At 64.6% G+C, this 20,512-nt stretch carries 25 protein-coding genes; 13 read left to right on the forward strand and 12 right to left on the reverse strand.

Features of this window, described 5'->3' with window-relative positions; all coding sequences use genetic code 11:
* The 8 genes from GCN75_RS00005 to GCN75_RS00040 form a co-directional block, all read right to left on the reverse strand.
* Positions 1-166 (reverse strand): DUF4880 domain-containing protein (locus GCN75_RS00005; RefSeq protein WP_152280779.1); only part of this gene is annotated, 166 nt, incomplete at its 3' end.
* Positions 157-666, reverse strand: a complete 510-nt coding sequence (locus GCN75_RS00010) for a sigma-70 family RNA polymerase sigma factor (protein ID WP_152280780.1) — start codon at positions 664-666, stop codon at positions 157-159. The genes GCN75_RS00010 and GCN75_RS00005, both read right to left, overlap by 10 nt.
* A gap of 129 nt (positions 667-795) precedes the next feature.
* Positions 796-1,923, reverse strand: coding sequence for a HupE/UreJ family protein (locus GCN75_RS00015; protein WP_152280781.1), 1,128 nt, complete (start codon positions 1,921-1,923; stop codon positions 796-798).
* Complete coding sequence (locus tag GCN75_RS00020) at positions 1,920-3,131, reverse strand: tetratricopeptide repeat protein (protein ID WP_152280782.1); 1,212 nt, start codon at positions 3,129-3,131, stop codon at positions 1,920-1,922. The genes GCN75_RS00015 and GCN75_RS00020 overlap by 4 nt, the downstream gene beginning before the upstream one ends.
* An 87-nt stretch (positions 3,132-3,218) precedes the next feature.
* Positions 3,219-3,464, reverse strand: a complete 246-nt coding sequence (locus GCN75_RS00025; RefSeq protein ID WP_152280783.1) for a hypothetical protein — start codon at positions 3,462-3,464, stop codon at positions 3,219-3,221.
* Between the two features lie 18 nt (positions 3,465-3,482).
* Positions 3,483-4,994 (reverse strand): DUF4331 domain-containing protein, encoded by a 1,512-nt coding sequence (locus GCN75_RS00030; protein WP_152280784.1) that lies wholly within the window; start codon positions 4,992-4,994, stop codon positions 3,483-3,485.
* Positions 4,995-5,369: 375 nt separating this feature from the next.
* Positions 5,370-6,017, reverse strand: coding sequence for an NrsF family protein (locus GCN75_RS00035; RefSeq protein ID WP_152280785.1), 648 nt, complete (start codon positions 6,015-6,017; stop codon positions 5,370-5,372).
* The gene (locus GCN75_RS00040; RefSeq protein ID WP_152280786.1) at positions 6,014-6,610 is read right to left on the reverse strand and encodes a sigma-70 family RNA polymerase sigma factor; all 597 of its coding nucleotides are present in this window, start codon (positions 6,608-6,610) and stop codon (positions 6,014-6,016) included. The genes GCN75_RS00035 and GCN75_RS00040 overlap by 4 nt, the downstream gene beginning before the upstream one ends.
* 130 nt (positions 6,611-6,740) lie before the next feature.
* Here GCN75_RS00040 and GCN75_RS00045 point away from each other — a divergent pair, with 130 nt between their 5' ends.
* From GCN75_RS00045 to GCN75_RS00085, 9 genes are all read left to right on the forward strand, one after another.
* Positions 6,741-7,547 carry a DUF1223 domain-containing protein gene (locus GCN75_RS00045; protein WP_152280787.1) on the forward strand — a complete coding sequence of 269 codons (807 nt, stop codon included), beginning with the start codon at positions 6,741-6,743 and terminating at the stop codon, positions 7,545-7,547.
* Complete coding sequence (locus tag GCN75_RS00050; protein ID WP_152280788.1) at positions 7,547-8,152, forward strand: cytochrome b/b6 domain-containing protein; 606 nt, start codon at positions 7,547-7,549, stop codon at positions 8,150-8,152. Before GCN75_RS00045 ends, GCN75_RS00050 begins: the two co-directional genes overlap by 1 nt.
* 50 nt (positions 8,153-8,202) lie before the next feature.
* A complete protein-coding gene (locus GCN75_RS00055; protein WP_405002769.1) occupies positions 8,203-8,934 on the forward strand; it encodes a molybdopterin-dependent oxidoreductase in 732 nt (243 codons plus the stop codon).
* A 167-nt stretch (positions 8,935-9,101) separates the two neighbouring features.
* A complete protein-coding gene (locus tag GCN75_RS00060) occupies positions 9,102-9,398 on the forward strand; it encodes a pentapeptide MXKDX repeat protein (protein WP_193317324.1) in 297 nt (98 codons plus the stop codon).
* Between the two features lie 142 nt (positions 9,399-9,540).
* A complete protein-coding gene (locus tag GCN75_RS00065; RefSeq protein ID WP_193317325.1) occupies positions 9,541-10,167 on the forward strand; it encodes an energy transducer TonB in 627 nt (208 codons plus the stop codon).
* Between the two features lie 38 nt (positions 10,168-10,205).
* Positions 10,206-11,426, forward strand: a complete 1,221-nt coding sequence (locus tag GCN75_RS00070) for an MFS transporter (protein WP_152280792.1) — start codon at positions 10,206-10,208, stop codon at positions 11,424-11,426.
* A 14-nt stretch (positions 11,427-11,440) separates the two neighbouring features.
* Positions 11,441-11,836 (forward strand): DUF5071 domain-containing protein, encoded by a 396-nt coding sequence (locus GCN75_RS00075; protein WP_193317326.1) that lies wholly within the window; start codon positions 11,441-11,443, stop codon positions 11,834-11,836.
* A gap of 140 nt (positions 11,837-11,976) precedes the next feature.
* The gene (locus tag GCN75_RS00080) at positions 11,977-12,849 is read left to right on the forward strand and encodes a hypothetical protein (RefSeq protein WP_226940945.1); all 873 of its coding nucleotides are present in this window, start codon (positions 11,977-11,979) and stop codon (positions 12,847-12,849) included.
* A gap of 176 nt (positions 12,850-13,025) precedes the next feature.
* A complete protein-coding gene (locus GCN75_RS00085; RefSeq protein WP_152280794.1) occupies positions 13,026-13,667 on the forward strand; it encodes a CatA-like O-acetyltransferase in 642 nt (213 codons plus the stop codon).
* Here the strand turns inward: GCN75_RS00085 and GCN75_RS00090 are convergent.
* Positions 13,664-14,422 carry an AraC family transcriptional regulator gene (locus tag GCN75_RS00090; RefSeq protein ID WP_152280795.1) on the reverse strand — a complete coding sequence of 253 codons (759 nt, stop codon included), beginning with the start codon at positions 14,420-14,422 and terminating at the stop codon, positions 13,664-13,666. The two genes, GCN75_RS00085 and GCN75_RS00090, sit on opposite strands and share 4 nt — an antisense overlap.
* 85 nt (positions 14,423-14,507) lie before the next feature.
* Here GCN75_RS00090 and GCN75_RS00095 point away from each other — a divergent pair, with 85 nt between their 5' ends.
* Positions 14,508-15,275: an alpha/beta fold hydrolase gene (locus GCN75_RS00095; RefSeq protein WP_152280796.1), complete on the forward strand. Its 768-nt coding sequence runs from the start codon at positions 14,508-14,510 to the stop codon at positions 15,273-15,275.
* Here the strand turns inward: GCN75_RS00095 and GCN75_RS00100 are convergent, their stop codons facing one another.
* Together GCN75_RS00100 and GCN75_RS00105 are read right to left on the reverse strand one after the other, a co-directional pair.
* Positions 15,276-15,917, reverse strand: coding sequence for a LysE family translocator (locus GCN75_RS00100; RefSeq protein WP_152280797.1), 642 nt, complete (start codon positions 15,915-15,917; stop codon positions 15,276-15,278). It lies immediately after the preceding gene.
* A gap of 105 nt (positions 15,918-16,022) precedes the next feature.
* Positions 16,023-17,099: a YeiH family protein gene (locus GCN75_RS00105; protein WP_226940947.1), complete on the reverse strand. Its 1,077-nt coding sequence runs from the start codon at positions 17,097-17,099 to the stop codon at positions 16,023-16,025.
* Positions 17,100-17,219: 120 nt separating this feature from the next.
* Here GCN75_RS00105 and GCN75_RS00110 point away from each other — a divergent pair, with 120 nt between their 5' ends.
* On the forward strand, positions 17,220-18,122 hold the full coding sequence (locus tag GCN75_RS00110) for a LysR family transcriptional regulator (RefSeq protein ID WP_152280799.1): 903 nt from the start codon (positions 17,220-17,222) through the stop codon (positions 18,120-18,122).
* 72 nt (positions 18,123-18,194) lie between these two features.
* Here the strand turns inward: GCN75_RS00110 and GCN75_RS00115 are convergent, their stop codons facing one another.
* Positions 18,195-19,283, reverse strand: a complete 1,089-nt coding sequence (locus tag GCN75_RS00115; RefSeq protein WP_152280800.1) for a flavodoxin family protein — start codon at positions 19,281-19,283, stop codon at positions 18,195-18,197.
* Positions 19,284-19,398: 115 nt separating this feature from the next.
* Between GCN75_RS00115 and GCN75_RS00120 the strand changes: the two genes are divergently transcribed.
* Positions 19,399-19,971, forward strand: coding sequence for an XRE family transcriptional regulator (locus GCN75_RS00120; RefSeq protein ID WP_152280801.1), 573 nt, complete (start codon positions 19,399-19,401; stop codon positions 19,969-19,971).
* 7 nt (positions 19,972-19,978) lie between these two features.
* On the forward strand, positions 19,979-20,503 hold the full coding sequence (locus GCN75_RS00125) for a GNAT family N-acetyltransferase (RefSeq protein WP_152280802.1): 525 nt from the start codon (positions 19,979-19,981) through the stop codon (positions 20,501-20,503).
* The last annotated feature ends 9 nt before the right edge of the window (positions 20,504-20,512 follow it).

Genomic DNA, 20,512 nt, shown 5'->3' on the forward strand with positions numbered 1-20,512 from the left:
CCCGCTCGTGTTCGGGGTGGGCGGCGCGCCAGGCGGCGCAGGCGTCGGCATCGGCCGCGCTGGCGTCTTCCGCCCACAGCCGCGCCATCCATTCGGCGGCGCGCTGCAGCACGGCGGGGGCGATGGGCGCGCCGTCAGGCTGGAAGTGCGCGCTGCTCATGCGCATTGCGCCATGCAGCAGGCCAGCAGCGCGCGGGCGATGTATTTTTCCACGGATGAGACGGACACGCCCACGCGCGCGGCGATGTCGGCGTAGCCCATGCCTTCGAGTTTGCACAGCAGGAAGGCGTCGCGCACCTTGGGCGGCAGGCTGGCCAGGATGGCGTCGATTTCCAGCAGCGCTTCGACGATCAGCGCGCGCATTTCCGGCGTGGGTGCGGCCGCTTCCGGCTGCGCGGCGATGGCGTCCGCGTAGGCTGCCTCGATATGCCGGCGGCGGAACAGGTCCACCACCAGGCCGTTGGCGATCTGCGCCAGGTGCTGGCGCGATTCCCCGGGTTCGGGCGCGCGGCCCCGCGAGAGGATGCGCAGATACGTGTCGTGCGCCAGGTCGGCCGCATCGAAGGCGTTGCCCAGCTTGCGGCGCAGCCAGCCCTGCAGCCAGCCATGGTGGTTGCTGTAGAGCACTTCGATTTGCCGGTGCAGTTCCAGTTCGGGGCGTAGCATGCAACCTTTCCATGCCATGTTCCGTGGGACGGCGTGGCCTTGATGCGATTGAGAATTGTTCGTATTGTAGCCCGATTGCCGCCACTTGTGGCCCGGCAGTGGCGGTCCAGCAACGCTCCCAAGCAGCCGTCAGGCGGAAATCAGCTTGATATCGGCAATTCTCTCGACCAGCCACACGGCCGCCACCACGGCGATGGCCAGCGAACCGACGGTCAGCACCTGCCGGTACAGCCAGGTCTTGCGCAGCAGCCAGGCGATGGGCAAAAAGGCGGCGACGATGGTCAGCTGGCCGATTTCCACGCCCACGTTGAAGCCGAACAGGCTGGCCAGCAGCGAGCCTTGCGGCAAGCCCAGGTCGCGCAGCACGCTGGCAAAGCCGAAACCGTGGATTAGGCCAAAGGCGAAGGCGGCCACGGGGCGCTTGCCGCGGAACAGGGGCAGCAGATTGTTCAGCGCGGCCAGGATCACGGACGCGGCGATGGCCGATTCCACCCAGCGCGACGGCAGCGACACGAGCGACAGGCTGGCCAGGGTCAGGGTGATGGAATGGGCGAGCGTGAATGCCGTGACGACCTTCAGCACGTCATAGAACGCCGCCCGCAAGCCTTGCTGCTGGTCGCGCAAGCCCGGCAGCAGCACGGCCGGCAGCAGCAGCGACAGCAAAAACAGAATATGGTCGTAGCCGATCCAGATATGCCAGATGCCGTGTTTGACGTAGGCGCCGAACTGGGCCAGGCGGTCGGGCGCGGCCAGCGACATCGTCTGGCGCGGGCTGTCCGGGTCGAAGATGGCCGTCTGCGTGGCGCCGCCGCTGTCGATCTTGAGCAGCCCCTTGTGCTGCGGGTCCAGGTCGGCGAACAAGGTGTAGCCGATGCTTAAGGTGGCTGGCGCGGCGTTGCCGGGGCAGGCGGCCGTAAAGCGCAGCACGTTGTAGGCGCCGTCCGTATGGTTGTCGATCAGCTGTTCGACGACTTTCAACGGGCACGTGCCCTGGTCGCTGGCCACCTGCAGGCGCTGCAGCGCGTAGGCGGCGATGGCCTCGTGGCGCGCGCGGATCTCGTCCCACGTCAGCGCGCCGTCGCCATTGCCGTCCAGGCCGATGGCGAAATCGAGGTCGCGCAGGGCGATATCCCATTGGCCCTCGATCTGCTGCCCATGCACGGCCAGGCTCAGGTAGCTGTCGCTGGGCTTGTGCGCCTGCGCGGGCGCGAGCCACGCGCACAGCAGGAACAGGCACAGGGCGAGGCGGGCGTTCACAGCACACCTGCCTTTTGCGCGGCGCTGATTTTCGCGCCATCCTGAGGGCCCAGCTGCCGGACGAGGCGCTGCAGGGCCGTGTCTTCCACGCCGTTGGCGGCGATCCAGGCCAGCACGGGCTGGGCCGCGCCGTAGTTGCGCGCCGCCAGGGCCGCTTCGAGCAGGATGCGCATGTCCGGCACTTCCTTCTGGATGGCCCAGTTCTGCTGCGCCAGTTGCAGGGCAGCGGGGATATCCTGCTGCAGGAACAGGGCGAAACGGGCTTGCTCGCGCTGGTGCACGGTGTCGCCGCGCTGCATGGCGGCGCGGAAGCGGGCCGCCAGTTCCGCTTTCGCGGCCAGGAATGCCGTTTGCTGGCCGGGCAGCGCCTGCAGGGCCAGCGCATGGCGCAGCAGCAGGGCGTCGATGCGCTGCTGGTCTTTGAGTAATTGGACGACGTCCTGCGGGCGCTGCTGGTCGAGCAGGAAATCCGTGTAGGCGCCCAGCAGGTAGCTGTCGCGCGGCTGCTGCGCCAGCGCTTTTTTGTAGCGGGCCTCGGCCAGCGCCGTTTCGCCGCGCCGCGTGGCCATTTCCGCCAGCAGGGTCAGGGCCCAGCTTTCCAGTCCGGGCGCCGCGCCCGCGCTCCTTTGCAGGGTCAGGTCCAGCAGGCGCTCGCTGGTGGCGGCGCGGCCCGTGACGCTGGCCACGTTGGCAATGCAGGTGACGGTGACGAGCTGGGTTGTGAGCGCCGACAGGCGCGCGCAGGCGGCCGTCGCCTTCGCATAGTCGCCCTGCACGGTGAGCACGGTGGCGCGCGTCAGCCAGGCCTGGCCATTTGCCGGTTCCTGGGCGATGACGGCGTCGAGGTCTTGCAGGGCGGGGCCGAACTGGTGGGTGCTTTGCAAAATGGTGGCGCGCAGCAGGCGCACGGGCAGGGGCGGCGCCGCCTGCCGCCACCAGGGCGCCAGCGCCGCCTGCGCATAGCCCAGGTAGCGGGGATCCGTCTCGCTGCGCGCCAGGGCAATGTAGCGCTGGGCCAGGCCCGTGGCCAGGCCCAGGTCGCCCGGCGTGGCGCTGAGTTGCTGGCGCAGGCCGCGCAGGGCGACCTGCGTGGCGTCGGCGCGGCGCGGCAGCTGTTCGATGACGGTGCCGCCATCCTTTGGCGTGTAGGGCGCGGCCCATGCCAGCAAGGGCAGGCAGGCGCACAGCAGGGAAATCGGTGTTTTCATCGTGGACGCCGTCGATGGTGGAGTGGGGCGGCAAGGGTGGGGCGCCGGAGAACGCTGTCTCCGGCGCCCGCACTTGCTGACTGCGCGTTACAGCGGCACGGGCTCCGTATTTTCCGGAGACGTCGCCATGATGGCGTCGATGGCGACGCCGTCCTTGTCATCGCTGGTGGTCAGGATGACGTTGCTGACGGCCACATAGAAGGCGTCGAGCAAGACCACGGGCGGGGGATTGACGCCGCCGTTATCGCCGCCGTGGCTGCTACTGCCGCCGCCACCGCAGCCGGCCAGCAGGGCCGTGAGCGCCAGGGCGCTGATTGCATACAGTTTTTTCATCGCGTTCTCCTGTCGGGCTTACATTTGCGGCGAACCGGCCACGGGCGTTTTCAGATAGGGGAAGCCTGCCGTGAAGTAGGTTTCGTCGAGGAAAGCGCCATCCGTGAAATGCAGGCCGCCGGCGGGTGCGTCGGCCGGGGCGCAGCCGATGTTCAGCGTGCACAGCTTGCCCATGGCCACGCGCAGCACCACGTCGACCACGTCGTCGCCGGGGCGGCGGCCGTTCGGGAAGCCCGCATTGTCGCCGCCGATCACGCCCAGGCGGTTTTGCCCGCCGACGGCCGTGGCGGCAATCGAGGTATTCAGGCGCAGCATTTCAGAGGCAACCACCGTCACGGGCTGGTTCACGCCCTTGATGCCCGTGAGGAAGGTGGCTACCAGGTCATTGCGGGGGAAGTTGGTGGGCGCCTTGGCGCCTGCCGAGCCGAACAGCACTTCCACGAGGGCCGGCGCCGTCGGGTTGGTGACGTAGTCGGCAAATTGCGCATCGCCCGACGGCTTGCTGGCGTTGAAGCGGTCCTTGTCCTTCAGGCCGATCACCAGTTCATTCACCAGCGGCATGCCCAGGCGCGATACCTGCACCCACGCGCCGCCTTCCTTCGACGCCGTGGTGGTGGTCCCCGGCGCCGGGTTCAGCAGGCGGCCCTGGCGCAGGCTGGCCGTGGTCCAGCCGCCGATGACGGGGTCGCTGCCCGCCGTCAGGCAGGCCGTCGGCACTTCCATCTCGATGGCCGTGACGTTTTTCCGGGCCAGGTCATCCTTGGCGGCCGACTCCGCATTTGCGGCAAACTCCGTGGCGGGCGCCTTGATGTTGATCAAGTCGAACGTTTCGCCCAGGTTCACGACGAACGGGTCCTTGCGCTGGCCCACGAACATGCGGGCCGGCGTGGCGCAGCCGGGGATGTTGACCGTGTAGACGTGCTGCGCGGCGTACGCGGCATAGTTGGGGATGGCCTTGTTGCCGATGTTGTCGACGGGCTTGTCGAACGTCGTGCCGCCGCCCGTGGCATTGGTGACGCTGCTGCGCGTGCCCGTGCGGCGGTCGCCCCGCACCACCGTCACGCTGTAGGTTTCGCGCACGTTCAGGCCGGCCGGGTTGACCGTGTCGATGGCGCCGCCGTTGATGACGAGCGGAATCGAGACTTTCTTGCCGCCCACGGTGAACTGGCCATCCTTGATGGTGTTGGTGAAGCGGAACTGGAAGGTGAGATCTTCCTTGCCGTCGCCGTTGTTGTCGATGTGGATTTCGTACAGGGCGTTGGGGTCCATGGCGAAGTAATTCGGGCCGCCATACGCGTCCTGCAGGGGAATATAGTCGGCCACCAGCGTTGTGTACGCGCCGCGGCCCGCTTCATAGCTGCGGAACATATAGAAGTCGGTGGCGTCGACTTTCGGGTTTTGCGTGATGAATGGCGCTTCGCGGTGGCTGGAAGCATGGGCGGCTGGCGCGAGGGCCAAAGTGAAGGATACGGCCAGCAGGTTGCCCAGGAGTGCGGCGCCCAGAGCGGTTTTCGAGTGATGCAAAGACATGTCGATTCTCCCTGAATTGTTATACGCAGTGGCAGGACTTGCGGAAATTACGGGACTGCATCACTTGTACGGGGCGCCAGCACGATCAGATTCAATTCCTCCACAATTAATTTTTGGGTAGCGGAATGAACGGCCGTCGATCGTCAGGGGCTGGCGCACGCAGTCGAATCTACGCGCGTATTGCATGTCAGTAAGAATAAATATTTTGTGGACAAGAAAAGACAGGCCCGCGGCTGCCGGCGATAGCCTGTTGCGCTATGCCGGCATGTATGCAGGGGCAAAGGCTGCGCGTGGGAATGCGTGACTTTTGCGGATATGAAGTCGATAGGCGTGCAATGCCCGCTTGACGGGCGCCGCGCCGGCTGCAAGAGTGGCTTACCAGGCCAGCATTTTGGGGCCGAGGGCGGCGCCGAGGGCGGTCGGCACCAGCATGCCCAGCACATACCAGAAGCCGACGAAGCTGGCGGCCAGCTCCGGGCAATGCAGGCAGTACACGAGGGCCGCCAGGGCGCCGGCGGCAAAACCGCCGGCCGCGCCCGCCAGGCGCAGGCGCGTGGGCGCCAATTGGCGCATCAGGCGCAGCACGGCGGCCAGCAGGGGCAGCGACAGCATGGCGATCAGCAAGGGGCAGCTGCGCCACGTGGCGCCCCAGAACAGTTCGGCGCGCTGTTCGGGCGGTGCTTCGTTCAGGATGAGGGCGCCCAGCGCCCACATCAGCAGCAGGGGCACGGCGATCAGCAGGGGCAGGGCGCGCGTACTGGCGCCCGGCACGCACAGGCGGCGGCCGACATGCGAGGCTGCCAGGCAGAGGCAAATGACGAAACCGACCTTGATCCAGAAATCCGGCAGCAGGGCCAGCTGTTCCAGGTTGGGCCGCACGCCCAGCAGCATGGCCATCAGCGCCACGCTGGCCAGCAAGCCCGCGCCCAGGATGGCGCCAGCGCGCCAGTACGCGCCCGGCGGGGGCGCGGCGGCCACGTCGGGGCCGCTGGCCAGCATGGCGATCAAGTCATCGGTTTTCATGGTGCAACTCCCTCATTGCCTGTCCTTAAATTGGCCGCCAGGGCCTTCAAGCCGCGATGCACGGCCACTTTGACGCTGGCTTCCGAAATACCCATGGCGGCTGCCGTGTCGCGCACGGACCAGCCGTCGAGCTTGGTATGCACGATGGCGTCGCGCTGCTGCGCAGGCAAGCCGGCCAGCAATTTGCCCAGGTCGCGGCTGGCTTCGGCCGCCTCCGCGTCGGCGCTGGAAAACAGTTCCTGCGTGTCATCTTCCTCGTCGTACGGCAAGTGCTGCGCTTCGCGCCGCGCATGCCGGCGCAGCCAGTCGATCAATTTGTAGCGCGCGATCGCATGGATCCACGACGTCAGCGGCACGCCCGTATCGTACGTCAGGCGCTGGTTGTGGATGGCCAGCAAGCATTCCTGCACCAGATCTTCCACCTCGTCGGGCCAGCGCTGCAGGCGCCGCCGCAGGAACGCGCGCAAATGGCCGCTGGTCGCTTGCAGGAAGCTGCGGTAGGCCGCCGCATCGCCGTCGAGCCCGCGCAGCATCAGGCCATGCAGCCGCAATTCCGTGCCATGCAGGTGTTCGCTTACAGGTATTCGTTGCATGCAGGCCTTTGGTGACAGGCAATGAAAAAAATAAATTCAAAAATAATGGGAGGCGGCTGTAACCAATCCGCCCATCGCGGCGAATTGACAGGCAAGCACGCTTCTTCATTCAATATACCGGTGAAAGACCATGGACATCAAGCACCGCCTCGCAACACTTCTTTTCCCCGTGCTGGGCACGGTCGTGGCAGCCCCGGCCATGGCGCAGCTGGCCGCCAGCCAGCGCTGCACCGTGCAGAGCGGGCCGCAGACGGCGGCGCTGGTGGAACTGTACAGCAGCGAAGGCTGCTCCAGCTGCCCGCCCGCCGACCAGCGCCTGAACGCCTTGCGCAAGGAAGCGGGGGCGGCCAGCCTGGTCGTGCCGCTGGCCCTGCACGTCACGTACTGGGACCAGATCGGCTGGGCGGACCCGCTGGCGCAGGCGCAATTCGATGCGCGCCAGGCCGAACTGCTGCGCCATCAGCCCCGCCACGTGGCCTACACGCCCCAGTTCTTTGTGGGCGGCACGGAATTGCGTGGCTGGGATACGCAGCTGCCGGCCGCCATCCGCCGCATCAACGCGACCGCCGCAACCGTCAACATCGGCCTGTCCGCCACGCCGGGGCCAGGCGGAAAATTACTGCTGGAAGCCAATGCCAGCGCGCCCGATGCGCAGACGAACGGCCAGCTGTACGTGGCCATCAGCGAAAGCGCCATCGTGTCGAAAGTGCTGCGCGGCGAGAACCGGGGCGCCACCCTGCAGCACGATGCGGCCGTGCGCTTGTGGCTGGGGCCGGTTGCGCTGGCGCAAGGCCGCGCCCAGCTGCGCCGCGAAGTCAAGCTGCCCGCCAGCTGGCGCCCGGAGCAGCTGCAAGTGGTGGCCTTCGTGCAGCGGTCCGACAGCAGCGCCATCCTGCAAGCCGTCAGCACGGCATCCTGCGCGAAAGGAGTGTTGTGATGTCTACTCCGACTGTTTCCAGCGCCGTGATTCACCCCGCCTGGCTGCGCCTCACGCACTGGCTCAATGCCGTGGCCGTGGTGGTGCTGGCCACCAGCGGCTGGCGCATCTACAACGCGGCGCCGTTCTTCCCGTTCGAGCTGCCGCGCGCGCTGACCCTGGGAGGCTGGCTGGGCGGCGCCCTGCAATGGCATTTTGCCGCCATGTGGCTGCTGGTAGGCAATGGCTTGCTGTATCTGGCGATCAACATCGCCTCGGGACGGCTGCGGCGCCAGTTCTTTCCCCTGACGCCGCGCCTGCTGCTGGCCGATTTCGCCGCCGCGCTGAAAGGCAAGCTGGCCCATGCGGACCCCCGCCATTACAACATGGTGCAGCGCGCCGCCTATCTGTTCGTCATGTTCGACTGCATCGTGCTGGTGTTGTCCGGCCTGGTGCTGTGGAAATCCGTGCAGTTTCCCGTGCTGCGCGAGTTGATGGGCGGCTACGACAGCGCGCGCCGCGTGCATTTCATCGCCATGGCGCTGCTGACGGGCTTTGTCGGCGTGCATCTGCTGATGGTGGCGCTGGTGCCGCGCACCCTGGTCGCCATGCTGCGCGGCCGCTGAAGGAAACGATCATGAAAAAAGCCATCATTGTGCAAGAGCAGGGCCAGGCCATGCTGGCGGACGCCTTGCGCCAGATCAAACAGCCGTCGCGGCGTTTGTTCCTGCAGCGCAGCCTGACCCTGGGCGGCCTGTCCTTGCTGACCGGCTGCAACGTCAGCGACCCGTCCGGCATCGAGACAGCGCTGACGGCCGTCTCGCGCTTCAACGACAAGGTACAGGGCTGGCTGTTCGACCCGAACAAACTGGCGCCGACCTACCCGGACTCGATGATCACGCGGCCGTTTCCCTTCAACGCGTATTACGGCGAAGACGAAGTGGAAGAGGTCGATGGCGACGCCTGGCGCCTGGAATTGAGCGGCTTGATTGCCGACAAAAAGCCGTGGAGTCTGCCGCAGTTGCGCGCCTTGCCGCAGGAAACGCAGGTGACGCGCCACATCTGCGTGGAAGGCTGGAGCGCCATCGGCAAGTGGGGCGGCGTGCCGTTTTCGCACTTTTTGAAGCGGGTGGGCGCCGACACGACGGCGAAATACATCGGCTTCCAGTGCGCCGACGATTACTTCACCAGCATCGACATGGCCACGGCCCTGCATCCGCAAACCATCATGGCCCTCACGTACGACGGCCAGCCATTGCCGCCCAAGTACGGCTATCCCATGAAACTGCGCATGCCGACCAAGCTGGGCTACAAGAACCCCAAGCACATCCAGGCCATTTTCGTCACGAACACCTACCCGGGAGGGTATTGGGAGAACCAGGGCTACAACTGGTTCGGCGGTTCCTAGGACGGCCGGAGAGGCGGCCAGTGCGGTAATCGTACTGCCTGCGGCAATGCGCCTGGCCCTGACCGCCTCCCGGCTTTCATTATTTAGCAGCAAGCAGCACCCGTAGCACGGCAACAGTTTTACCACCGGGCAATCTCGCCCATCCAACACTGAGACAAGGACATATCATGAAAACCACGACCACTACCTTCGCCGCCATCGTCGCTTCCGCCATCCTCCTGTCGGGCGCCGCGTTCGCCCAGGACGCCATGAAGAAAGACCCGATGGCCAAGGACGCCTCGGCCGATGCCATGCACAAGGACGCCATGCACAAGGATGCGATGGACAAGGATGGCATGCACAAGCCCATGGCCAAGAAGCACATGAAAAAGGATCACATGGCCAAGGATGGCATGGCGAAAGACGGCATGAAGAAAGATGAAATGAAAAAAGATGAAATGAAGAAAGATGCGATGGCCAAATAAGCGGGCAAGCAAGGTTCTGCATGGGCAGGCGCGCCATCGTTGCACGGTGGCGCGCCTGCCGTCGTTTATCCAGCGGCTTGTTGGTATCCATGGCAATTTGCTAAAATTGAAAACTTATTTAATAGCAATTGATGGAGTCACGATGCCGATGCATGAAGCAAGCTTCCCATTACGCTGTGTGGCAGCGGCGCTGGCCATCCTGCCCGGGCTTGGCCAGGCGATGCCGGGCGCGGCCTGTCAGCCCCAGGTGTATCCGCAGGAAGCGCGCCGGTATGAACTCGATGGCAAGACGACCATGCGCTTTTCCGTAGGGCAGGATGGCAAGGTGGTAACGGCGTCCGTGGCACGCAGTTCAGGGTGGAAAGTGTTGGACGATGCGGCGCTGAGCAATGTGCGCCAGTGCGTGTTCCCGGCTGATAGGGCGGCCAAGGAAAATTTCAGCGTTCAATATGTATGGGGCCTCGACGACACCGAGCTCTTGCGTCCCTTGCTGGTACCCGGCAGCTGCCAGCCTTCCCAGCGCATCCAGGGCTATAACAACCTCGACAAGTCGGCCAGCAATGACAGCGGCGTCGTGCTGCGCATGTTTATCGGCAGCGAAGGAGCTCCTGCACGCATCGTGGCTGAAGCGCCGGGCCTGCCAGCGGAACTGGTCGAGGCGGCGATTACCTATGTGCAGGGTTGCCGGTTTGCTATCGATCCTGGCGTGGGCGGCACGCGTAGCTGGACCACGTATGGCAAGGTGCTGCTGCACCGCCAGCCCCTGTAGTAAGCTTGCACTGTCCACATCGTTTTCCTGCCGAAGTCATGACCGAACCATCCGCCGCTGCTGCTCCCTCCGTATCGTCTCCTTCCGACAAATCCCTGCGCCGCCGCTCGCTGTTCGCCGCCTGCAGCGCGCATGCCGTGCATGACGGCTTGACGGACGTGATCTATGTGCTCCTGCCCATCTGGCAGGCGCAGTTTGCCATCAGCTACGCGATGGTAGGCCTGTTGCGCGGTTCGTACTCGGGCATGATGGCCGGTTTCCAGCTGCTGGCCAGCCGCCTGGCCAGGCGCTGGGGGCGCGAACGCATGCTGGTGGGCGGCACGGCGCTGGCCGGCGTTGCATACCTGGTCGCGGGGCAGGCGGGCGGCTTGGGCGTGCTGCTGTTTGCCCTGCTGCTGGGCGGCCTGGGCGCCAGCACGCAGCATCCGCTGGCCTCGTCCATCGTCACGGACACGCACGAGGCGGGCGGCGGCGTGAAGGAAGCGCTGTCGCACTACAATTTCGCCGGCGATATCGGCAAGACCCTGATTCCCGCGCTCGTGGGCTTGCTGTTGCTGGTATGCAGCTGGCAAGCGAGCGTTTCCTTGCTGGGACTGCTGGGCCTGGCGGCGGCCGGCTTGCTGTGGTGGCTGCTGCCGAAACCGGGCGACATCCAGGCCAGCCAGAAGAAAGCGCTCAAGCCCATCGCAGGCAGCGGTTCGGCCGCCAGCTTTCGCGCCTTGCTGGCCACGGGCACTCTGGACAGCGCCGTGCGCATGGGTTTTCTCACCTTTCTGCCATTTTTATTAAAAAGCAAGGGTGCGGGCACGGCCGGCATCGGCGTGGCGCTGTCCTTGCTGTTCGTGGGCGGCGCCTTCGGCAAGCTGCTGTGCGGCTACCTGGGCGCGCGCATCGGCATGATGAAAACCGTGTGGCTGACGGAATCGATGACGTCCTTGCTCATCGTGGCAGCCCTGTGGCTGCCGCTGGCCGGCGTCATGGCCATGCTGTCTTTGCTGGGGCTGGCGCTGAACGGCACTTCGTCCGTGCTGTACGGCGTGGTGCCGGAACTGGCTGCCCCCGGCAAGCGCGAGCACGCGTTTGCGCTGTTCTACACGGGCAGCATCGGCGGCGGCGCGCTGTCGCCCGTGCTGTTCGGCGCGCTGGGCGACCATACGAGCGTGCCCACGGCCCTGCTGGCGCTGGCGGCCGTATTGCTGCTCACTTTACCGTTGGCGTGGAAAGTGCAGCGGGGCCTGGCGCACGGCGGCGCATCATGACTGGGACGCCGCCCATGCATCTGCCATTGCCGCGCGATAAACACGATACGCAGCATGCGCAAGCCCTGATCGCCTTGAGCTGGGAGGAAATCCGTCCTGTCATGCCGCAGATCCTGGAATGGGTGCAAGATGCGAACTGGCCCGTGGCCGGCGTGCTGCTGCCGTACCTGGCCGGCATCGGTGTGCGCCTCGCGCCCTATATAAAAACGGTGCTGGCCGGTAATGACGAACAATGGAAGTACTTTGTGTTGCAGGGCATCGTGCGCCATTCACGGGAACTGGCATGCGAATTGGACGGGGAATTGCAACGCTTCGCCCATGCCCCGACAATGGGAGAACTGGAAGAAGGCGTGGCCGAGGTGGCCCGGGAAATTCTGCAATGCCAGATAATAACTGTGGCCGGCCAGTAATCACGGGCATTACTGTAAGAAATCAGTATCGAGTGTACGTGCGTGTGGCCATTCCTGTAATAGATGGGAGACAATCCGGGCCGAATATATTTCGGCCTCCGGGTTGTAAAACCCTCCCTATCATTTAACAGGAAGATTACATGGGCAATTTGAGTATCCCGCAAACCAATAAAGCACTCGCCGTGTATTTTCATGGCAAGACGGTGCCCATGCTGTTTGCCGTATTTGCGGCGATCCTGGCGGCAGTGGCAGGTTTTGTGTTGTACCTGAGCACGACCATGCCTGAGAAAACACTGACTGATACGCAGGCCATGACCTTGCGTAACGGCGCCAAGCTGGGTACGCACAGTAATTTGACTATTTTGTATGGCACGGCGGCTTTTCTATTGCTGCTCGCCGTGCTGGTGCTGGTCATGCGCGCAGTAATGCTCAAGCGGCGGAAAAGCCGTTTTGAATTGCATGAAGACGGTGTGGTGCATGAATTGAACGGCATTCGCAGCTACGCCGCCTTTGCCGATATCGAAGACCTGTATCTGTTTGCCGGCGGTTCCACCGCCATGACCGGCATGATCAATAACCTTGCCTACCGCACGGGCGCCGACCAGCCCTGGATATGGGCTACCGGAGAACTCAAGCGCTTTGACGAGTTCATGGACGAATTTCGCTCCCGTTACCTGGAATACCGCATGCCCGTCTTGACGCAGAAGCTGGCGGACGGCGAGCGCGTGACTTTCCGCTATATCAGCAGCGGCGACGTGTACAAGAAGCGCTTGTTCGGTAATTTCCTGAATTTCAAGACACAGGAACTGGCCTTGTCGGCGCAGGGCTTGCATGTGGACGGCGTCACCTGGCCTGGCGCCAGCCTGAAGTGCATGAATCAGAATGACTGGACCGAGAGATTGACGATCAAGGATGCGGCGGGTACGACAGTATTTTCATGCATCGGCACGGGTATTCTGAGTTTCGACCTGTTCGCCAATATGATCGATGACGAGATGAATCAGGCCGGGTAAGAAAATCCAGCGAAAATATGCCTCCCGATACGGGGAGGCTTGCGACCGGTTATCCCGGCCGGCGGCCAAATTCAGATAATAAACACATTGACTATGGAATAAGGAATATCAAAAAACATTTCATGCGCGTATGACATGACTTGCCCGCCAGTCCCCCCATCGTCTACACTCGCCGCATGAAAAATTTTGAAAAGCGGCGCGACCGCTATGACTTGTTCCGGGCATTCGACAATCCCCTCGTCAATATCAATTTCCAGCTGGACGTGCCGGATTTCCGGCCGTGGTGCAAGGAACGGAAAATTCCCGTGTTTCACTTTTTCCTGTTTTGCCTGCTCAATACGGTCCGGGACATCGATCAGTTCATGTACCGCATCTACCAGGGCGACGTGATCAAGATCGATGATTTTCCCGCTTCCTATACCGTCATCAACGGTGACGACAATCTCAATTACACGCGTTTCGCGATGACGGACCAGCTTGATCTCTTCATTGCGCGCAGCCTGGAAGCGAAACGCCTCGCCGAAGCGAGCGCCGCGCTGATCAATACGGGCGAAGGAGAGACCGAACGCGAGCAGCGCAACAATATCTTCATCACCTGCCTGCCATGGCTGGAACTGGCGGCCATCGAACACCCGATCTGCCGCCACCGCGACGCCGATATTCCGACCTTTACCTGGGGCAAATTCGGCCCCGTGCAGCAGGACGGCCGCATGCGCATACCGTTTTCCGCCCAGGCCCACCATGGCTTTGTCGACGGCTACCATGTACAGAAACTGGCGCAGGCATTGTCGCAGCGCATTGCCGCCATCATTGCCTAGCCTAAATAGTCGGAAGGCGCTTGCCCCAGCACGCGGCGAAACGCGGCCGTGAAGGCGCTGGGGCTGGCATAGCCGAGGTCGAGCGCGATGCGGGTGATAGCTTGTCCGTCGGCCAGCCGCGTGATGGCCGCCAGCAGACACGCTTGCTGGCGCCATTGGGCAAAGCCCAGTCCCGTCTGGGCGCGGAACTGGCGCGTAAAGGTGCGCCGGCTCATGCCCGCCTGCGCCGCCATCGCGTCCAGGTCCGTATCCAGGCTCGGATGCCGCAGCATTTCCATACACAGGCGCGCCAGCCGCGGTTCCTGCGGCAGGGGTGCGCTCAGGGGCAGGGGCCGGGCAGCGGCAATCTCGTCGAGCAGCAAGGCCATCAATCGACCCGCGCGCGATTGTTCTCCGTACAAGGCATCCACGCTGACGGCTTCGGCCAGCAGTTGGCGCAGCAGCGGCGCCGCTTCCAGCACCTGGCAAGCGGACGGCAAGGCCTTCCCGGCGATGGCGGCTGGATCGATGAACACATTGTGCATGGTCACGGCGCCATGCATGCGCATGCCGTGCGCCAGATGGGCCGGTACCCAGCACGCCCGTTGCGGCGGCACCAGCCAGTTGCCTTGTGGCGTGTGCACCGTGATGACGCCCCGTGCCGCATAGGCGAATTGCCCGCGCGCATGGCTGTGGCTGGGGAATATGTCGCCGGGCGCATAGTCGCGCGCGGTGGCGATCAGGGCGCGCGGCACTTCCGTATAAAAATCATCCATGGCCCATACTCTACAGTATTTGACCTGCTGGCGAAGGCGGGCCGACCGACGAACGCTTACCATCGGCTCTTTGTCGGGAGCGAGCATGATCAATACCTATCACCGCGTGGGCCATGGTCCCCACGCCGTCATCGTCCTGCACGGCTGGTTTGGCGATGCGCACGCGTTTGCGCCCATGGAAGCGGCCCTCGATGGTGGCGCTTTCAGCTATGTGTTCATGGATTGCCGCGGCTATGGCGGCATGCGGGGCGCGGTCGGCGATTACTCGCTGGACGAAGTGGCCCGCGACGCGCTGGCGCTGGCCGATGCGCTGGCCTTTGCCACGTTCAGCGTGGTGGGCCATTCCATGGGCGGCATGGCGCTGGAACGGCTGGCCTTGCTGGCGCCCTTGCGCTTGCGCAAGCTGGTGGCCGTGGCGCCCGTGCCCAGCTGCGGCGTGGCGCTGGACGGGGCGGCCCGGCAGCTGTTCCTCGATGCCAGCGGCAGTGTGCAGGCGCGGCGCGCCATCATCGACCGCAGCACGGGCGGACGCTTGCCCGCCGCCTGGCTGGACTGTAAGGCGCAATACTCGTGGGAAAGTTCGGACCAGGCGGCGTTTGCCGCCTATTTCCTGGCGTGGAGCGGGACGGATTTCAGCGGGGAAGTCATGCGGGCGGCCTGTGCGTTGCCACTGCTGGCACTGGTGGGGCAGCACGATCCCCGTTTCGATGCGGACCTGATGCGGCGCACGTATCTGGCGTGGTACCCGCAGGCCAGACTGGAAGTGCTGGCCAATGCGGGACACTATCCGATGAATGAAACGCCGCTGGCCCTGGCGGCCAGCATCGAGGCGTTCTTGACGGAAAAGGACTAGTTACGCCGCCTTGGCGCGCAGACGCAGCAGGCTCAGGCCCAGCAGCACGAAGGCGCCGCCCGAGATGCGGTTGAACAGCCTGGCCCGGCCCGGCGTGGCCAGCTGGGTTTTCAGCAGGCGCGCCAGGTTGGCGTAGAACAAGTGGGCCAGCATGGCGCAGGCGACAAACGAGGTCGTCAGCACGGTGAACTGGATGGCCACGGGCTCGCCCGGCGTGATGAATTGCGGGAACAGGGCCGAGAAGAACAGGATGGCCTTGGGATTCGTCAGCGCCACCGTCAAGCCCTGGCGGAACAGTTTCCAGAACGAATTCGGATTGGCCGTGCCTGGTACCACGGGCGCATTGGCCACGATGCTGGTCTTGCTGCGCCATTGCTTGATGCCCAGGTAGACCAGATATAGGGCGCCAGCCAGTTTCAGCAGCATGAAGGCCGTGGCCGAGGTGGCCAGCACGACGCCCATGCCGGCCATGGCCACGCCGGAAATGATGAACAGGCCAAAACCATTGCCCATGCTGCTGATCATGGCGCGGCGGGGGCCGACGGCGATGGCATTCGAGATGGCCAGCAGGACGGCCGGGCCGGGAGAAAACGTGACGAGCAGGGCAACGCTGCAGAAAAGCAGCCAGTTCGAGAGATGCATGGGTGTTCCTGGGTGGGGCCGTGGCCGGATTGAGAGTCAAAACACGCTTATTGTACGAAGTTTTCGGCTCCCGCGTCGGCTCGCCCGGCCCGAAGCCGGCGAGGCTCATGCAAACAGGCTGGCCACCACATGGTTGATGGCCGCGCCGCCGGCGATCAGCCAGCAGAACAGCAGGCCTGCCAGCAGCAGGGGCTTGATGCCGGCGCGGCGGATGGCCGACATGTGCGTCGTCAAGCCCAGGGCCGCCATGGCCATAGCCAGCAGGGCCGTGTCGATATCGGTGATGGTGGCCACCACGGGGGCCGACAGCCAGCCCAGCGAATTGAAGGCCACCACGCCGATGAAGATGAAGGCAAACCAGGGGATGGCCAGCTTGGCCGCCTTGTCGTGGCCGCCGGCCTTGGCCTTGCCGCGCGCCAGCACGGCCGACAGGATGACGAGGAAGGGCGCCAGCATCATCACGCGCACCATCTTGGCGATCACGGCCGCATTTGCCGCTTCCTGCCCCACCGATTTGCCGGCCGCCACCACTTGCGCCACCTCATGCACGGTCGAGCCGATGTAGACGCCAAACGCGGTGGGCGTGGCCGCCAGCACATGCCAGCCCTGGTTCAGCTGGTACAGCAGCGGATACAAAAAGATCGCGATCGTGCCGAATACCACGACGGTGGAGACGGCCACGGTCACGTCCTCGCTGCGCCCCTTGACGACAGGTTCGGTCGCCATCACGGCCGCCGCGCCGCAGATCGAGCTGCCCGCGCCGATCAGGATGGCGCTGTTGCGTTCCAGCTTGAACACCTTGGTGCCGAGGAGCATCGCCAGGCCAAACGTGGACGTCAGCACCAGCGCGTCGATGGCGATGCCGGCCAGGCCCACCTGGCCGATATCCTGGAAGGTCAGGCGGAAGCCGTACAGGATGATGCCAAGGCGCAATAAGGTCTGCTTGGAAAACGCCACGCCTGCGCCGCACGTGGGCGCCAGGCGCGCATACACGCTGTTGCCCAGCACAATGCCCAGCATGATGGCCAGGGTCAGCGCGCTCATGCCGTGGCTTTGCATCCATTCCAGCTTGCCCAGCGCGATGGCGCCATAGGCGATCACGCCGCTCAGTAGCAGGCCCGGCAGCAAACGGCCGTAGCGGTCGCTGAAACTTGTTGTATTCGTCGTTGAGAGGGAAGACATGCCGTACTCCATGGTTCTTGGTTCGTATGGCATGACTGTACAGTTCGCCCATTAAATGGTAAAACGGATTATTTTTGTATGTTTAACCGATTGAATAGGTAAATAAGGGAGCATGGCACCATGGCATTGACCTTGCGGCAATTGCAGATTTTCCTGGCCGTGGCAGACACGGGCAGCACCAGTGCGGCGGGCGAGCGTATTGCGTTGTCGCAATCGGCCACCAGCGCGGCCTTGAACGAACTGGAAGCCTTGCTCGGTGCGCAATTGTTCGACCGGGTGGGCAAGCGATTGCTGCTCAACGACAATGGCCGTCTATTGTTGCCGCAGGCGCGGCAGATGCGCGACGGGGCCGCCAGCATCGAGCGCCAGTTCGCGGGCGCCGACCCGTCCGTACCCGTCAGCCTGCAGATCGGCGCCAGCACCACCATCGGCATCTATCTGCTGCCGCACATCCTGGCGCAGGCGGCGCAGCAGTACGGACGCAGTATTCCGCAGGTGACGATTGCCAACACGGCCGACATCGCGGCCGCCGTGGCCGCCTTCCAGGTCGATATCGGCCTGATCGAAGGGCCGTGCCACGAAGCGGGCTTGCTGGTGGAGCCGTGGCTGACGGACCAGATGCTGATCGTGGCCGCGCCCACGCACCCGCTGGCGCAGCTGCGCCATCTGCTCAGTTTTACGGAGCTGAACCAGGCGGGCTGGCTGCTGCGCGAAGCGGGCTCGGGCACGCGTGAAGCCGTGGAGCAGGCACTGGTGCCGTATCTGCACTACCTGCGCGCCGCAGGCGAATTCAGCAACTCGGAAGCGATCAAATATGGCGCGGCGGCGGGCCTGGGCATCGCCTGCCTGTCGCGCGTGGTGGTGGCCGATCTGCTGGCCAGCGGGCAATTGGTGGAGCTGGAAACCATGCTGCCGCCATTGGAACGCAACTTTTACCTGATCCGCCAGTCCAAGAAGATACTCTCGCCCCGCTTGACGGGTTTCCTGGAACTGTGCCGCCACGCGTCGCGCATGGCGGGCTAGCGGGCAAGGCTGCTGGTGCTTCTGCTGCTGCTGCTGCTGCCTTGCCGCTGTGCGCCTGAGCCGGGCGCATCCCTATTTGGGGCGCGGCGGCGACAGGCCCGCATCAGGCGGGGTGAGTTCTCCTGCGCGCAGCTGCTTGACGGCTTGCGCCACGGCGCGCGCCACGTTGCGCACTTCTTCCTGCATATTGGTGTCGCGGTCCAGGGTTTCATGGCTTTGCGCGTAGCTGTCGTAATAGCCGATGTAGCGGTCCAGGCGCGACTTGGCGCCCGCATCGACCAGGCCCATCCAGTCTAGCCAGTCCGACAGGCCCCGCCGCACGCCTTCGATGCCGGCCACGTCGCCATGCACGACGAGGCCGTATGCGCGTCCGGCCAGGTGTTTCGGGTAATTCCAGCCCTGTAATTCCAGCGCCTTCGCTTCCACGGCTTTCTTGCCGTGCGTGGACGTGGGATCGGGATTGCCGCCATCGGCGCACACGAGCCGGTCTATCATCAGCTTGAGCACGCCGGGAGTCTGGTACCAGTACACGGGCGTGAGGATGATGACGGCGTGCGCGGCCGTCCAGCGCTCGTAAATCTCCGCCATCCAGTCGTTGGTCTGGCGTTCGCCATGGTTCGGGTAGCAGCTGCACGGCCAGTGGCACAGGGGCATGGCCGTCGAGACGCAGCCCTTGCACGGGTGAATGTGCAGATCATACGAGGAGGTCAGCAAGCTCAGGTCCAGCACGTCCGCTTCGATGCGCTCGGCCTGCAGCACTTCTTTGGCCCACTGCGTCATGCGCCACGTTTTCGAGATTTCGCCGGGACACGAACCGTCGTTGCGCGCCGCGCCGCAGATCAGCAGCACGCGCGACGGCGTGGCAGGGTCTTTCTGGCGCGCTTCGGCGGCCAGCAGGCGGTCGCGCGTGGCCACCCATTCCACGGACAGCTCATAGTCCGGGTCGGCAAAACCGGGCCCCGCCTTTTGCGTGAGGGGCGCCTTGCGGCCACCCTGGTAATTCTTCCACGCCACTTCTTCCACCTGCACCAGGGCGCCGCGCACGGCGTCGAACGTGGGATCGGCAAACGAGCGGATGAATTGCAGATGAAATTCAACCCTGCCCAGCGGCGCGGGCGCCTGGCCCTGGCGCGGCTGGGGAGTGGGGGGAGTGGCGGACATGGCTTCTCCTTGTAGTGGTGGCACCATCGTGCCTGGCATCCGCGTGCAGGTCTGTGCGTTGAGCAACTGTGCTGGCTGCTTGCCATATTTCCTTTTATGGGATAAATTCTCATATATGGAAAATTCAACAACTGCCGAGAACGATACGGAGCAGCGGCTGGCGGCGCGCCTGAAACAGTTGCGCGTGGAGCGGGGCTGGTCGCTGGACCAGCTGGCCAGCGCCAGCCAGGTCAGCCGCGCGACATTATCGCGCCTGGAAAATGGCGAGGTCAGTCCCACCACCAATGTGCTGGGCAAGCTGTGCGCCGCGTATGGCCTGGCCATGTCGCGCCTGATGCGCATGGTGGAAGACGATTTCGTGCCCCTCGTGCGGCGGGCACAGCAAAGCGTATGGACGGACCCGGACACGGGCTTCATCCGCCGTTCCGTCTCGCCGCCCGCCCGCGCCTTGGCCGCCGAAGCGCTCGAATGCGAGCTGGGCGCGGGCGTGACGATCGCCTACGCGGCCTCGCCCCGGCCCGGCATGGAACACCATCTGTTATTGCAGGAAGGCCAGCTGACCGTGACGGCCGACGGCCGCTCCCACGCCTTGCAGGCCGGCGATTGCCTGCGCTACCAGTTGCAGGGCGCCAGCACGTTTGTCACGCCGCCCGACAGCGGCGCCCGTTATTTTCTGTTCATTGTCTGAGGTTGCCATGCCCCCATCGTTCAGTTTTTTTACACCCGCCGATATCCGCGCGCGGCTGCCGGAACTGGGCGCCTTGCTGCAAGACTGCGTGCTCGACGGCGCCAGCATCGGCTTCATCCTGCCGTTCGACGGGGCGGCCAGCCAGGCTTTCTGGACGGACAATGTGCTGCCCGCCGTGACGCGGGGCGTGCGCCTGCTGCTGGTGGCGGAAGTGGACGGAAAGGTGGCGGGCGCCGTGCAGCTGGACTGGGATACCAATCCCAATCAGGCGCACCGGGCCGAAGTGCGCAAGCTGCTGGTCGCGCCCGCGTTCCGCCGGCGCGGCATCGCCCGCTTGCTGATGCAGGCGCTGGAAGGGCGGGCGCGCCAGCTGCCGCGCAGCCTGCTGACCCTGGACACGCGCAGCAGCGACCACGCGGAAGCGCTGTACTTGTCGCTGGGCTATGTGGTGGCGGGCAGCATCCCCGGCTATGCGCTGGCGCCGGCCGGCGACCGGCTGGACGCCACCACCATCCTGTACAAGCAGTTATAAGGCAGTGAA

Source organism: Janthinobacterium violaceinigrum (genome assembly GCF_009208555.1).
Lineage (GTDB): Bacteria > Pseudomonadota > Gammaproteobacteria > Burkholderiales > Burkholderiaceae_D > Janthinobacterium > Janthinobacterium violaceinigrum.

What these genes read in the sequence shown, in the direction of transcription:
- GCN75_RS00010 (WP_152280780.1), bottom strand. Translation starts at nt 666, where the DNA reads ATGCTACGCCCCGAACTGGAACTGCACCGGCAAATCGAAGTGCTCTAC.
- GCN75_RS00020 (WP_152280782.1), bottom strand. Translation starts at nt 3,131, where the DNA reads ATGAAAACACCGATTTCCCTGCTGTGCGCCTGCCTGCCCTTGCTGGCA.
- GCN75_RS00025 (WP_152280783.1), bottom strand. Translation starts at nt 3,464, where the DNA reads ATGAAAAAACTGTATGCAATCAGCGCCCTGGCGCTCACGGCCCTGCTG.
- GCN75_RS00030 (WP_152280784.1), bottom strand. Translation starts at nt 4,994, where the DNA reads ATGTCTTTGCATCACTCGAAAACCGCTCTGGGCGCCGCACTCCTGGGC.
- GCN75_RS00035 (WP_152280785.1), bottom strand. Translation starts at nt 6,017, where the DNA reads ATGAAAACCGATGACTTGATCGCCATGCTGGCCAGCGGCCCCGACGTG.
- GCN75_RS00040 (WP_152280786.1), bottom strand. Translation starts at nt 6,610, where the DNA reads ATGCAACGAATACCTGTAAGCGAACACCTGCATGGCACGGAATTGCGG.
- GCN75_RS00045 (WP_152280787.1), top strand. Translation starts at nt 6,741, where the DNA reads ATGGACATCAAGCACCGCCTCGCAACACTTCTTTTCCCCGTGCTGGGC.
- GCN75_RS00050 (WP_152280788.1), top strand. Translation starts at nt 7,547, where the DNA reads ATGTCTACTCCGACTGTTTCCAGCGCCGTGATTCACCCCGCCTGGCTG.
- GCN75_RS00055 (WP_405002769.1), top strand. Translation starts at nt 8,203, where the DNA reads ATGCTGGCGGACGCCTTGCGCCAGATCAAACAGCCGTCGCGGCGTTTG.
- GCN75_RS00060 (WP_193317324.1), top strand. Translation starts at nt 9,102, where the DNA reads ATGAAAACCACGACCACTACCTTCGCCGCCATCGTCGCTTCCGCCATC.
- GCN75_RS00065 (WP_193317325.1), top strand. Translation starts at nt 9,541, where the DNA reads ATGCCGATGCATGAAGCAAGCTTCCCATTACGCTGTGTGGCAGCGGCG.
- GCN75_RS00070 (WP_152280792.1), top strand. Translation starts at nt 10,206, where the DNA reads ATGACCGAACCATCCGCCGCTGCTGCTCCCTCCGTATCGTCTCCTTCC.
- GCN75_RS00075 (WP_193317326.1), top strand. Translation starts at nt 11,441, where the DNA reads ATGCATCTGCCATTGCCGCGCGATAAACACGATACGCAGCATGCGCAA.
- GCN75_RS00080 (WP_226940945.1), top strand. Translation starts at nt 11,977, where the DNA reads ATGGGCAATTTGAGTATCCCGCAAACCAATAAAGCACTCGCCGTGTAT.
- GCN75_RS00085 (WP_152280794.1), top strand. Translation starts at nt 13,026, where the DNA reads ATGAAAAATTTTGAAAAGCGGCGCGACCGCTATGACTTGTTCCGGGCA.
- GCN75_RS00090 (WP_152280795.1), bottom strand. Translation starts at nt 14,422, where the DNA reads ATGGATGATTTTTATACGGAAGTGCCGCGCGCCCTGATCGCCACCGCG.
- GCN75_RS00095 (WP_152280796.1), top strand. Translation starts at nt 14,508, where the DNA reads ATGATCAATACCTATCACCGCGTGGGCCATGGTCCCCACGCCGTCATC.
- GCN75_RS00100 (WP_152280797.1), bottom strand. Translation starts at nt 15,917, where the DNA reads ATGCATCTCTCGAACTGGCTGCTTTTCTGCAGCGTTGCCCTGCTCGTC.
- GCN75_RS00105 (WP_226940947.1), bottom strand. Translation starts at nt 17,099, where the DNA reads ATGTCTTCCCTCTCAACGACGAATACAACAAGTTTCAGCGACCGCTAC.
- GCN75_RS00110 (WP_152280799.1), top strand. Translation starts at nt 17,220, where the DNA reads ATGGCATTGACCTTGCGGCAATTGCAGATTTTCCTGGCCGTGGCAGAC.
- GCN75_RS00115 (WP_152280800.1), bottom strand. Translation starts at nt 19,283, where the DNA reads ATGTCCGCCACTCCCCCCACTCCCCAGCCGCGCCAGGGCCAGGCGCCC.
- GCN75_RS00120 (WP_152280801.1), top strand. Translation starts at nt 19,399, where the DNA reads ATGGAAAATTCAACAACTGCCGAGAACGATACGGAGCAGCGGCTGGCG.
- GCN75_RS00125 (WP_152280802.1), top strand. Translation starts at nt 19,979, where the DNA reads ATGCCCCCATCGTTCAGTTTTTTTACACCCGCCGATATCCGCGCGCGG.